Origin of the sequence: Anaerobacillus alkaliphilus (assembly GCF_004116265.1) — a bacterium.
GTDB classification, from domain to species: Bacteria; Bacillota; Bacilli; order Bacillales; family Anaerobacillaceae; genus Anaerobacillus; species Anaerobacillus alkaliphilus.
Map to the genome: position 1 here is coordinate 569,549 of NZ_QOUX01000047.1, position 12,523 is coordinate 582,071.

Here is a 12,523-nt window from a genome sequence, read left to right on the forward strand (position 1 = left end):
TCTCGTCCTCTACTCAACCCATGTCCTACAAATAAGGCTCACTTCTGCTTGTCCCAGTAATGCGTTTGTTTAGAAGAAACTTCTGGTTGATTACCTTTGAGTTCATAATTAAAAAGCATTGCTGGAGTTACTTAAGCAATGCACTCATTACATGAACAAAGTTATATTTTTATTTCCATCTCTATTATTTTGGTAATACCTTTTTTCTTGTAATGAACTCAAAGCTAAGCAGAAAGAACCAAATAAATCCGGCATAAAACCCAAGCAGAGGATACTTAAATGCCGCAGGTTTATTTTTTTCAAAATAAAAGTGACCTACCCATGAAAAAGCATAATGTAATAAAGCCAAGCAAATAGTTACTTTTAAATTTATAAACAAAAAAATCCATGCAATAAAAGCAAACATAAAAGCAAAATAATGCAATAGTTGGTTCCACTTATTCTTGTGTGCACTTTGGTATTGGATCAAATTTTTTCTTAATCTTTCATTCATTTTTATTCTCCGTTTCAATGCAGTTTTTTCCAAGCTCTTTTGTTACCATATTAATAGTTCCCCACTAACGGTAACAACAGCTTATTTATCTATTGCACATCGTTAGTGAATTTCCCTCTAAATTAAATTGCATTAACGATGACCGAACTAAAAAAATTTCCAATACATTAAGAAAGCCTAAATCACCAGGGGATTTAGGCTTTACTTTAGGCTGTTTTCGCAAAGTTTGTTGCTTTCGTAAAAATCCCAAAAGCCGGATTTTTACACAAATTACTAAGAATTCACCACTAATTTAGTAAGTAATGCTCTTTTCTTTACATAATTTATTGGCTTATATCTTCATCTAGGCTATTTTTCCGATAATTTCAGGATAGAAAAGCCACAATGTATACGAAAAGAGCCTTACTTTATAATTTAGTCGTTGGGATACGTTTCTTGCAAGAATTTTATCGATTGTGTAATTAATGCTTTTAATACATCAACATCAATATCTGCTAGCTTGTTAATATAAACACAGGCTTTACCAGTCGTATGCTTACCGAAATCTCTTAATACTCTTTCTGTGTCACCAGTAGCAAAATACAAACTAATTTTCCCTTTTCGCGGAGAAAAGCCAACTAGTGGCGCATCTCCTTCGTGTCCTGAAGCATATTTATAGTGATAAGAACCATATCCGATGATACTTGGTCCCCACATTTTTGCAGGGTAACCGGATGTCTCTGTAAAAATGTCTAATAACCGATAGGCGTCTTCTCGTTTACGGTCACTTTCAACACTCTCAATAAATTCAATCACACTATTTTCAGTTTCTTTTGTTTTTAACTCATACGCCATAACTTCACTCTTCTCTACACGTATTAATTTTCAGGGTTTTCAGCTTCCCATTTTGAAACTTCCTCACGAACTTGCGGAGCAACCTCTGTTCCTAACAACTTGATCGCATTCATTACATCTTCATGAGGCATGGAACCAACAGGAACATGAAGCATAAACCTTGTAATACCGACGTTTTTACGAAGATGGATGATTTTTTCAGCAACTGTAGTTGAATTTCCCACGTATAACGCACCCTCAAAGCTTCTTGCAGCGTCAAAGCTTGCACGATCATAATGGCCCCAACCTCGCTCACGACCAATTACGTTCATCACATACTGAGTAGAAGGGAAAAATTTATCCGCTGCTGTTTGGGTTGACTCTGCAATAAACCCATGTGAGTGAGAGGCTACTGGTAGTTTTGATGGGTCGTGACCAGCTTGTGCTGCTGCTCTTTTATATAATTTTACGAGAGGAGCAAATTGTACTGGGCTCCCACCGATGATTGCTAGTACGAGTGGCAGTCCAAGTAGGCCTGCACGGATCACCGATTCTGTATTTCCACCACTACCAATCCAGACAGGTAAAGGGTTTTGCTCTGGTCTTGGATACACTCCTAAGTTATTAATTGCCGGACGATGTCCACCCTTCCAAGTTACCTTTTCTGAGTCACGAATTTTTAATAAAAGCTCTAATTTTTCATCAAAAAGCTCATTATAATCCTTTAAATCATAGCCAAACAACGGAAAGGATTCGATAAAGGAGCCTCTTCCGGCCATAATTTCCGCTCGTCCATTAGAGATACCATCAAGTGTTGAAAATTCTTGAAACACTCGGACAGGATCGGCAGATGATAGTACCGTAACTGCACTTGTTAACCGGATGTTTTTTGTTCGTGATGCGGCAGCAGCCAAAACAACTGCTGGAGATGATGCCGCAAAATCTTCACGGTGATGCTCACCTACACCAAATACATCCAAACCAACTTGATCCGCTAGAACAATCTCCTCGACAACATTCCGTAATCGTTTTGCATGACTTATTACTTCACCGGTATGTACATCAGGTGTAGTTTCTACAAACGTACTAATTCCAATTTCCATAGTTGTTCCTCCACAATCAACATAAAATCTTTAATTCATATATCTTCATTTTGAGGCTTTCATTCACCTATTTCAAGTTATTTGAACTTTTTTGGGTACTCTAACTATAAATTCGCTTTTACAACTTAAAAAAATATTGGTAAAATAGCTTGTACGTTTAATTTATGATTTTTCATTAGGGGTGTTACAATGGACAACGTGTTTGACTATGAAGATATTCAATTAATTCCGGCAAAAAGTATTGTAAAGAGTCGTACCGAATGTGATACATCGGTGGAATTTGGTGGTAGAAGATTTAAACTACCAGTCGTTCCTGCGAATATGCAAACGATTATTGATGAAAAAGTTGCGATTTACTTAGCTGAAAATGACTATTTCTATATCATGCATCGCTTTCAACCAGAAACTCGAATTGACTTTATTCGAAACATGAATGAACGTGGCTTATATTCTTCCATCAGTGTTGGCGTGAAAGATGAAGAATATAACTTTATCCTTCAATTAGCCGAAGAAGGACTTGTACCTGAATATATTACGATTGATATTGCCCATGGCCATTCTAATGCTGTAATTGAAATGATCAAGCATATCAAAACACATATCCCTCAAAGTTTTGTCATCGCAGGAAATGTTGGTACGCCTGAAGCAGTTAGAGAATTAGAGCGTGCCGGTGCTGACGCGACAAAAGTAGGTATCGGACCTGGGAAAGTTTGTATAACAAAAATCAAAACTGGATTTGGTACAGGTGGATGGCAATTAGCTGCCCTACGTTGGTGCGCAAAAGCTGCAAGTAAACCAATCATCGCAGACGGCGGTATCCGTACGCATGGCGACATCGCTAAATCAGTACGCTTTGGTGCGTCAATGGTAATGATCGGTTCTTTATTTGCTGGCCATGAAGAATCTCCTGGAGAAACAGTTGAAATTGAAGGAAAGCTATGCAAAGAATACTTTGGTTCGGCTTCTGAGTTCCAAAAAGGAGAAAGAAAAAATGTTGAAGGTAAGAGAATGTACGTCGAGCACAAAGGTTCTCTACAAGATACGTTAACCGAAATGGAACAAGATCTTCAGTCCTCCATTTCGTATGCAGGTGGTAACACATTAGATTCAATCCGTCACGTTGACTATGTTATCGTAAAAAATTCAATTTTCAACGGTGATAAAGTATACTAAGATGAAACAGTCCCTTACAGGGGCTGTTTTTGTATTTGAAAAATTCGAATGATCATGTATAATGAACATAATCACTTACGAAAATAAAAGTGACCGAGTGCTCCAACACCCGGTCATACAACGACACGCCGCAGTAATAGCGGCTCACCCATAGGTAGAACTATCGAAATAGCCCCCTTACTTGGTCGTCAGGGTGGCTATTTCTTTTTTGTTACGTAGACGACAATCGTTATGATGAATGTAAAGGCTGTTATTAGTAATAAGCCAAATTGAGCGATTAGACTAAATGCCTCAAATGTCGTCAAAAGCGTCACCCCCTTTCTAAAGGGGATTAGCCGCCACCCTGCTTTATGTAGTTGTTACTTCTATTATACCAATCATACGTTCGTATTTCTATCTTTTTATTGTTGGAAAACCTTTGCGACAGAAATCATTCGTGGTCTTGCTGTCTTAAACCATTGCATACAAAGAATAAAAAATAGAACGGCATCAACTAGATCTCCTCCGTAATACATGAGCATGCTCCCTATTTCAGCTTCGGCTGTTGGTACTCCAGTGGGCGGATGGCCATTTAAATATAGAGAGCGATGAGAACCAGAAATGGTAAAGATGCTTGAAGCCGAAAAACTCACTTCCCCAAATGCTTAAGTGCCTCACGCTTGCTAAGTTTTTGAAGCGGCGTTTTTTCTACGAACTCAATGACGGATTGTGGCTTGGTTTTTCCATATTCTCTTAATGCCCACCCAATGGCTTTGGCGATAAAAAACTCCGTATCATTTGCATGCTTTTCACAATAACTAAACAGACGGTCTTCATCAGTACTTTCCTTATAGGATAGTTGATGCAAGATGGCTGTCCTTCTTACCCACATGTTGTCATCTTCAATCCACTCGTCCATCATGTTAACCTGTTCAGGATATGTCCTTACAATCTGCCCAACAACATTACTTGCGATGGCATCTACTGTATCCCACCAAGACTTTGAAGTTATCAGTTTTTTTACTTGTGTTAAATCATCAGCTACGAGGTATTTCTTCGATTTCACTAAAAAATCTACCGCAACATATTGATATTCCCTCTCGCGTTGTTCCCAAAGGTCAAAAACCATCTTCCAGTCAATAGGTGTCTTACCGACTTGCCCCTCTTTGAATAATTTCGAAGTAATCTTTCTTCTTTCTGGACTCTGGATTCCATAAAAGTCAAAATGATTTTTCATATAGGCTGACATCCCTATTGCTTTTTCCTTATTCTCTATTAATTTAAATTCGCTCGTTATGTCTTGAATTTGCATTAAGTATCACTCCTGTACCGGTGTTTTGGTCATTAATATTTTTCTATTTACTATTTCAAAAACGAAATTCCATTCCATTCCATCACATTAATTTTCTCATGACACCTTCACTAGAAAGTTCCGCAAGCAGCTCCATCAATTTTTCAATAGTTGGACCATTTTCTTGGTTAAACCAATAGCTTAGTATGCCTATCATTGCTGATAAAGCATATTCCAATGTGTAGTCTAGTTCAAAACCATCTTTCGCTCCCCTTGCAACTAAGATTTCTTTTATCATTGGTTTCATACTGGCTTTAATTTTGCCCTGAAAGGCTGGGTCTCCGTGATCTCCAAGTAGCACCATAAGATATCTACTATGCTGAGAATACATGTTGACAAGTGCTTGCAACTGGAATGGATCACCAGGTGCGGAAAGTTGCTGAATGGGCAACTCTTGCAACTTTGCAATCAAACTGTTTTCCAGTTGCTCTAGGACATCATAAACATCGGTAAAGTACTCATAAAATGTCGATCGATTATAACCAGCTCTCTTAGTAATTTCTTTGATTGTTATTTTCTCTATTCGCGTAGTGCAATATAGATCCCAGAAGGCATCTAGTAGATTTTGTTTTGTTTGTGCTGTAACTGCTGAATTTTTTTTCATCATTCTTCCTCCACTATTGTCTCAAAATCCAACATTTAAGATAAAGATGTCGGTTGATAGAGACACTTCTACATAATACACTTACATCATACGACATGTTGTCGGATAAATAAAGTAGAATTGGTGTGGTGATCTTATATGACAGCAATAAACATCCAACATCTTACAAAAGATTACGGAAACAATAAGGGTATTTTTGATATTTCTTTAAAAATTGAGGAAGGAGAGGTATTCGGCTTTTTAGGTCCTAACGGTGCTGGTAAAACAACGACAATTCGGAATTTATTAGGATTTACTAAACCACAAAGTGGCAAGGCCACCATTTTAAATTTCGATTGCTGGAAGCAGCCCAAAGAAATTCAAAAACATCTCGGTTATTTACCTGCAGAGATTGCTTTTCCTGAAAACATGACTGGTACACAACTCATTAAGCATGCTGCTAAAATGCGTGGTCTCCAGGATATGGCAAAGGCTAAACAATTAATAGAGATGTTCGACTTAGATCCATCAGCACTAATAAAGCGAATGTCCAAGGGTATGAAACAAAAGGTTGGGATTGTTTGTGCCTTTATGCATGACCCACAAATTCTCATTCTTGACGAACCAACAACAGGGCTTGATCCTCTTATGCAATCAAAATTTGTTGAACTAATTCACCAGGAAAAACACAAAGGGAAAAGTATCCTTATGTCTTCTCATCTTTTTGAGGAGATTGAAGGAACCTGCGATAGTATTGCAATGATCAAGCAAGGTAAAATAATTTCGGTAATGCAGTCTCAGGATTTTAAACATTTCGATAAATACACATTTACGATAACATTTCAAAAACTACCGGACTTTGAATCTATGCAGACAGAAAATTTTGTCATGAAAAAGATTACTAAGGATACCTTGCAGGTCGTGGTAGAAGTAGATGACTTTAAAATTAACGAACTCATTCGTGCTCTTGCCAAAAGAGATGTCACTTCCATTCGTGAAATGAAGTACTCACTAGAAGATTATTTTATGAACTTTTATAAAGGAGAGAAGCATGACTATGTTTAACAAGTCCTTATTTATCCATTTTGTAAAATCAAATGTAAAAGTATTCTCTATCATTGCAGGAGCACTTTCCCTCTTAATAGGGATTGTTATGAGTGTTTTCACTCCGGAAACCATGCATGATATTGCACAGGCAAGCATCGATGCTCCTGTAAGTCCCTTGGGTGATATAACAACCTTAATTGCATTTATAGCAAATCAATACTTTGGTAACTTCGCCCTCATCTTTGCAATGATTTATTCCGTTATAATAGGAAATAAGCTAATAGCAGATCAAGTAGATAAAGGCAGCATGGCCTTTCATCTGTCAACTCCTATCACAAGAACCCAATACACTCTTACCAGCACCATCTTCTTTATTTCTACACTAGTAGTCATGTTTGGGTTGATCTTTGTTGTAGGGTACGCAGTCGCTGAACTAGTTCAGCCTGGTGAGTTGCCTGTAGAGAAGTTCTTCATGCTAACATTAGGCTCTTTATTATTAAATATAGCAATTAGCGGTATTACTTTTTTTGCATCTTGTTTGTTCAACCGTTCAAGCCAATCCCTTGCCCTTGGTGCAGGACTAACCCTGTTTTTCTTTGCTATGAATATGCTTTCTGGTATGAATGACAGTCTGGAAATCCTTAAAAATGTTACGATCATTACGCTCTACGATTCCAATGCCATCATTCAAAGTGGAAGCTATGGTCCACAATTAATCATCCTAGTAGGGTTAACCCTTGTCCTCTATCTAGCAGGGATACTCGTCTTTAAACGAAAAGATCTACCATTGTAATTAACGAGGTTTAATTTGGGAGGAAAAAGTTAATTTACAGATTAAGTAACTTACATTTAACATTCTGATTTCAAGCGAATTACACTCCAACTAGGCACAAAAACGCACAGTTCATTCTGATCTGTGCGTTTCACTCATATTTTCTGTATTTAATTGCATTTGTATCGGAGTTAATGATTTTATGGTGAAGCGTTTCTATTTTTACTGCAATAGGTAATTATTTACCCGTAGGTTGATATACCAACGCGAGTGAGTTCACATAAATAGCTTTAATATAAACAACTCCCATAATTTGGTGCGATTTTTACTAATAAATATTATGAACTAATGTACCAATTATGACGACTTGTCTTATAGTTTATTAGACAAACTTCTTGCTTTTTAATATACAAGACTTAATTCCATTGTGAACTTGATTGTTTTACCCTCAAAACATGATCTCATTATGAGTTCTTTATTTTCTAGCGATAGGTATCAATATCTCAAAATGAGGATCATTCAGATCACGATCTCTTGGATACCTTTCATGCTTGATTGGAAGATTGTCAAAATATTTAATATCCGCTTCTGAGAATGCCTTGTATTCACTGTCGGATAAGGACCTAGCAATGTTATCATAACTTTGCCCAATGTTTTGACCTTTTTCATGCTGTGTCACTAAGTACGTCATTTCCGGGACGAAAAACTCGATCATACCTTCAGGAATGGTTTGTTCTTCACCAACTTCATAAACGGAATAATGAACAAATCCATCTGGACGTAAATGATAGGACAAACCTAACTGCGTATCGGGATCAACAGCATGTGTCAATTCCCCCACCCGCTCACTCATCGTTTGGATCATACTTTTTAACCCACTGATTTCTGACCAAGGCCCATCCCATTTCATACCAATAGCCCGGTATCTTGGTTTTGTAACAGTTTCATATTTCATCTTAATCACTCCTCAATCTCCCAAGTAATTTTGAAGCCACCATTTTCTCTTTTGTTACCTTTAACTACAATCCGATACATACCGCTAGCTTGAACTTCAAATATATGATTATCTTCATTTTCAATGAAACCGACATAATCATTTTTTTCATCTAACACATAAAAGCTATATCCACCCTGAGCTCTATTTTTAATATCAGACTCGTACGTAAAACGCTGTCCTTCTTCAAGATAGAGCGGAATTTCATGTATACCATTAAAATAACTAAAACTAGCGGTGTATGTGAAGTCATTCCGGTCCTCCACCCAGTTTTTCTTCTGAGTAAAATCAATGTTCGTTAACAATAGAAAACCTATCGGGATTACGAGAGCAAAGACGTATAAAAACCATTTATACTCACGAGCTATGTGTGTTGCAAAATAAAAAACAAGCGCACATACCGCACCAACAGTACCTGCAAATACATCAAAGATATTAATTGCGCTAATCATAAAAAAAGCGTATCCAGAAATAACATATAAAACAATTTTTACGTTAAACTTTCTAAAATGGAGTTTCAGTGCGATTAAATCTATTAATAGCGAACAACCTATCCCATACCCGAATACTATGAACCAGAGATCAACACCAGAGATCGTTTCCAAAAGCCGAAACATGTCCAATCCATTAGAGAAATAAGTAAAAACAAACATCATCGTGATCGTAAATCCCGCAGCTGCTAGTTTGGTGAGAAGATAAAATAATACTTTCGGCATACTTGCCCCCTTATAGGATATTATAATAAATCTATCATAATATATTTTTACTAAATTGTTAACAGTTGGAAAAAATCTAGTGAATATCCGTTCAACCCCTGTATATATTAATATAACTTTCACAATTAAAAGATTGATATTTTCATAATTTTGATATACTAAAAGTACCTTCATGATTTACACAACCTCTACTTTACCCCACCCCACCAAAGAAAGGTGATCCTTCAATGAAAAAATTAGTATTATGTAAATGCGGAAGTGGAAAATACTTCGAACAATGCTGCGACACAAATGTTAGGGTTTTGGCTATCCCCAATAATGGCCCACATCATCAAAAAGAAATCCTTACAAAGCTCTCAATTGGTCGAGAGTTTGGCATGCGATTTCGAGGCGTGTATGAATTTTACGGAAATGATTTAATTGAGTTTAAACTAAAAAACCCAAAAAGTAGATCACGAAACGAATTCCTTCGTGTGTTAGCTCAATATGTAACGGAGTACCTTGAAGATGTATGTTTATCTTCTTGGAATGAACCTGATTTTTGGGAAGAATTCATCATCCTCTACTACCCATGTTTCATTCAAGTTACTTCTCAAGAAAAAGAAGTCGAAAAGTTCGTAAGTGAATTAAAACGATTTCTCCACTGGATAGATATTAAATACAAAATCCCTCTATTTAAAACCATTGATAGCTACATAAAAGAAATGTTTTTAGAATTGAAAGATTGTGAAGCAACAATTAATCGTCTGTACAAACATGAATTTCCTAATTTTCTTAATGAAGATTGTAATATTCAAACTGACTTTTTCGGTCGCTTAGATAAGTTAGAAGAGTTTCCCGAGAAAAAAGATACCCTCTTTGAAATAAAATCCCTCAACCGAGTCTATCTAGTCGTAACAGAACTCGAAACGAACGAAAACTTCTATTTAAAAGGACTACCTTCAGCGACAGTATACCCAGGGATGATTATTAGCGGCTCTATAGGCAGAAAAAAAGGAGACTGGGCATGGACTTGGGGAATCCCCGAGAATGTATTTCCAAAAAGTTCAAAAAAGTACCTTGATGACATCCGTCTCTAGAACCGCTCATTTTGTTAATACTTGTTTAGTAAATCAATTAAGTCAGGATTAGCCATCATTTCGGCATGGTCAATTGCAGACATCCCGTCTTCATCCTCTAAGTGTGGATCAGCACCGGCATCCAGCAACAATTTAGTAATTTCTAGATTTTCGAACATAACCGCTGACATTAATGGTGTCCACCCGTAATCATCTTGGATGTTTGCATCTGCTCCATATAAAAATAAGAGTGGAATAACATCTGGTTGCTCATAAATCACCGCTACTAAAAGTGCGCTCTCGCCATATTCATTAAGTTCATTAACATCAGTACCAGCGAGCAATAATTCTTCTAGTTGAACTACATCACCTTCCATTGCAGCATCCATCAAAGGTGTATATTCATAGAAAAACTCGTTAAAGAAATCAAACTCTTCAAGTGCCTTGAAACCTGCAAAGAAGATCCCAACTGTAATAGAAGGAATTAGGAAAAACAAAATAAAAGCAACAACCACTACCTGTTTTGAACGATTTTTTAATGTGACAGTAGGCGCTCCATTCATTAACATTTCTATTTCTTGAATGCGTTTAGGTATCGGCGGATGTGTTGAGAGCAATTCCATAAAGGTCACATATAACTCTTTTTTCTCATTATATTGTTCCATGTACGCCTCTAGATTTACATCCTTATATAAACGCCTTCCCGCGGCTAACACCAACAAACCATTAATGGCACCGTCAGTCTCATCTAAATGGTAAGCAGCCATACGGTCGCAGGTATATTCAGCCATTCGTAAATAACTTGTCCCAATAAAAGGAATCCATAATGCTGGAAAAATAAACAACGATTTAACAATATGGTTCCTTTTAATGTGGGCAAGTTCATGAGCGATGACATAATCAATTTCGTTTCCACCAGAATCAATCGAAATGTCCACAAAGTCTGAATATAAGACGACTATATTTTTCCCGAAAAGACCGAAAACCTTTGTAGCAAAGGCATTTAAAAGACCACCAGACTCGATAATATAAACTTCTGGTACCTTAGTTAGTTCCATTTTTTCACTGAAATCAACTACTTTTTTATATAGTTCTGGAAATTGGGTTTCTCGCAAGCGAACCCCGTTCGTTTGAATATGAGCCATAGATATAATATGAGAAAAATAGGAAATTAAAGCAAAAAAGATGACTAAGACAATACCTATAATCGATAAAACCAAATACGCGAGAAGTAAGATACTCGTAATAATACAAATTCCATATAATAAATTTTCATTTTTATGAACTAATAGTGGTTGGTTATTCATGTATCCGTAACCCTTTCTTTACACTTGAGTAAAAAAGCTGGCATAAGCCAGCCTTATTCATTTCTTACAACAATTGTTTTTGCTAAATAGTCATGTAAGGCACGTTTCGCTTTTCCCGCTGCTATTAAATAGCCAATAAGAAAGATTAATCCGGACAAGAATTTACCTAATATTTCTCGTAACGCCATTTGCCCCATCCTCACTGGGTCACCGTCAACAGTAAGAACACGAATACCCATCATTCTCTTTCCTAACGTTTGACCGTTGTACTTCGTCTGAAACCAAACGTAATAACCGAAAAGTAAAAGGAAGCTAATAATCAACTCAAAGCCCACATTTACATTATCCGGGTCTAACCCACCACCAAATACGGCAAGTAAAACAAATTGGACAATACCAATTAAGATTCCATCTATCAACATAGCGACAAAACGGATCCAAAATCCAGCTCTTTCCATCATATCTCCTCCTTTACTTGTTAAATTTCCCAATGATAGTGGCATTATTCACGCACAAGCAAGAAAGCACCCCTCTAGTGATGAAGGATGCCTTCTACTACCTGCTATATTATGTTAACCGATTTATATCAACCCACCCGTACACCGCTTCGCTTAATTTCTTCCCTGCAATCACCACTTCAATCGTATCGAGTTTCTTTGCACCAAGTGCCTCGTAAAACCGACAAGAGGGATTATCCTCTAGCACAAGTACTAACATAGAACTCACTCCATTACTTAGCAACTCCTCAACAACTGGTTCCACAAGCTTCTTCCCCACTCCTTGCCCTTGGTATTCTTGTAGGATGTAAATGGCATAAAGTTCACCGTCATATCCCGGATAAGAGCCTGATCGTTCTTTTCCGCCAGAAGAAAAGCCGATGATTTCACCTTTATCACTCTCAGCAATATAAACATTCATACTTTGGATATTATCCACCCATAATTTCTCTCTTCTTTCATAAGACAGATTGTTTAAAAATTCCTCTGGAATGATAGATTGGTAGGTTGTTCTCCAGCTATCAACATGAACTTTTGCGATTCCTTTGGCATCATTTACCGTAGCTTTCCGTACGTTCACATAATCACCTCTTAACTTTTCTATAGTTTACCACTTTTCATTTTTTTGAAAATAGCT

16 protein-coding genes are annotated in these 12,523 nt (G+C 37.0%); 4 read left to right on the forward strand and 12 right to left on the reverse strand.

The features are described 5' to 3' along the window. Window positions 1-184: 184 nt before the first annotated feature. The 3 genes from DS745_RS23170 to DS745_RS23180 form a co-directional block, all read right to left on the reverse strand. On the reverse strand, window positions 185-493 hold the full coding sequence (locus DS745_RS23170; protein ID WP_129080600.1) for a DUF962 domain-containing protein: 309 nt from the start codon (window positions 491-493) through the stop codon (window positions 185-187). Window positions 494-907: 414 nt separating this feature from the next. Then, a complete protein-coding gene (locus DS745_RS23175; RefSeq protein WP_129080601.1) occupies window positions 908-1,327 on the reverse strand; it encodes a DUF1801 domain-containing protein in 420 nt (139 codons plus the stop codon). A gap of 23 nt (window positions 1,328-1,350) precedes the next feature. After that, window positions 1,351-2,409, reverse strand: coding sequence for an LLM class flavin-dependent oxidoreductase (locus tag DS745_RS23180; protein ID WP_129080602.1), 1,059 nt, complete (start codon window positions 2,407-2,409; stop codon window positions 1,351-1,353). Between the two features lie 189 nt (window positions 2,410-2,598). Here DS745_RS23180 and guaC point away from each other — a divergent pair, with 189 nt between their 5' ends. Further along, complete coding sequence (guaC, locus tag DS745_RS23185; protein WP_129080603.1) at window positions 2,599-3,582, forward strand: GMP reductase; 984 nt, start codon at window positions 2,599-2,601, stop codon at window positions 3,580-3,582. A 197-nt stretch (window positions 3,583-3,779) separates the two neighbouring features. On the opposite strand, the gene DS745_RS25310 is transcribed toward guaC, so the two are convergent. The 4 genes from DS745_RS25310 to DS745_RS23200 form a co-directional block, all read right to left on the reverse strand. Beyond that, window positions 3,780-3,887 carry a putative holin-like toxin gene (locus tag DS745_RS25310; RefSeq protein ID WP_241657918.1) on the reverse strand — a complete coding sequence of 36 codons (108 nt, stop codon included), beginning with the start codon at window positions 3,885-3,887 and terminating at the stop codon, window positions 3,780-3,782. Window positions 3,888-3,983: 96 nt separating this feature from the next. Beyond that, window positions 3,984-4,214, reverse strand: a complete 231-nt coding sequence (locus DS745_RS23190; RefSeq protein WP_129080604.1) for a hypothetical protein — start codon at window positions 4,212-4,214, stop codon at window positions 3,984-3,986. Then, complete coding sequence (locus DS745_RS23195) at window positions 4,211-4,873, reverse strand: DNA alkylation repair protein (RefSeq protein WP_129080605.1); 663 nt, start codon at window positions 4,871-4,873, stop codon at window positions 4,211-4,213. Before DS745_RS23195 ends, DS745_RS23190 begins: the two co-directional genes overlap by 4 nt. Before the next feature lie 82 nt (window positions 4,874-4,955). After that, complete coding sequence (locus tag DS745_RS23200; protein WP_129080606.1) at window positions 4,956-5,516, reverse strand: TetR/AcrR family transcriptional regulator; 561 nt, start codon at window positions 5,514-5,516, stop codon at window positions 4,956-4,958. A 138-nt stretch (window positions 5,517-5,654) separates the two neighbouring features. Here DS745_RS23200 and DS745_RS23205 point away from each other — a divergent pair, with 138 nt between their 5' ends. Together DS745_RS23205 and DS745_RS23210 are read left to right on the forward strand one after the other, a co-directional pair. Further along, window positions 5,655-6,560 carry an ABC transporter ATP-binding protein gene (locus DS745_RS23205; protein ID WP_129080607.1) on the forward strand — a complete coding sequence of 302 codons (906 nt, stop codon included), beginning with the start codon at window positions 5,655-5,657 and terminating at the stop codon, window positions 6,558-6,560. Then, entirely contained in the window at window positions 6,547-7,335 is a 789-nt protein-coding gene (locus DS745_RS23210) for an ABC transporter permease (protein ID WP_129080608.1), read from the forward strand. The genes DS745_RS23205 and DS745_RS23210 overlap by 14 nt, the downstream gene beginning before the upstream one ends. A 454-nt stretch (window positions 7,336-7,789) precedes the next feature. On the opposite strand, the gene DS745_RS23215 is transcribed toward DS745_RS23210, so the two are convergent. Continuing rightward, window positions 7,790-8,269, reverse strand: a complete 480-nt coding sequence (locus DS745_RS23215) for a GyrI-like domain-containing protein (protein ID WP_129080734.1) — start codon at window positions 8,267-8,269, stop codon at window positions 7,790-7,792. Window positions 8,270-8,274: 5 nt separating this feature from the next. Beyond that, window positions 8,275-9,024, reverse strand: coding sequence for a hypothetical protein (locus DS745_RS23220; protein WP_129080609.1), 750 nt, complete (start codon window positions 9,022-9,024; stop codon window positions 8,275-8,277). Window positions 9,025-9,251: 227 nt separating this feature from the next. On the opposite strand from DS745_RS23220, the gene DS745_RS23225 reads away from it, so the two are divergent. Then, entirely contained in the window at window positions 9,252-10,103 is an 852-nt protein-coding gene (locus DS745_RS23225) for a hypothetical protein (RefSeq protein WP_129080610.1), read from the forward strand. Window positions 10,104-10,117: 14 nt separating this feature from the next. On the opposite strand, the gene DS745_RS23230 is transcribed toward DS745_RS23225, so the two are convergent. From DS745_RS23230 to DS745_RS23240, 3 genes are all read right to left on the reverse strand, one after another. Then, window positions 10,118-11,389 (reverse strand): M48 family metallopeptidase, encoded by a 1,272-nt coding sequence (locus tag DS745_RS23230; protein WP_129080611.1) that lies wholly within the window; start codon window positions 11,387-11,389, stop codon window positions 10,118-10,120. A gap of 53 nt (window positions 11,390-11,442) precedes the next feature. Then, window positions 11,443-11,847, reverse strand: a complete 405-nt coding sequence (locus DS745_RS23235; protein WP_129080735.1) for an RDD family protein — start codon at window positions 11,845-11,847, stop codon at window positions 11,443-11,445. A 109-nt stretch (window positions 11,848-11,956) separates the two neighbouring features. Then, window positions 11,957-12,466: a GNAT family N-acetyltransferase gene (locus tag DS745_RS23240; RefSeq protein ID WP_129080612.1), complete on the reverse strand. Its 510-nt coding sequence runs from the start codon at window positions 12,464-12,466 to the stop codon at window positions 11,957-11,959. Window positions 12,467-12,523 lie beyond the last annotated feature (57 nt).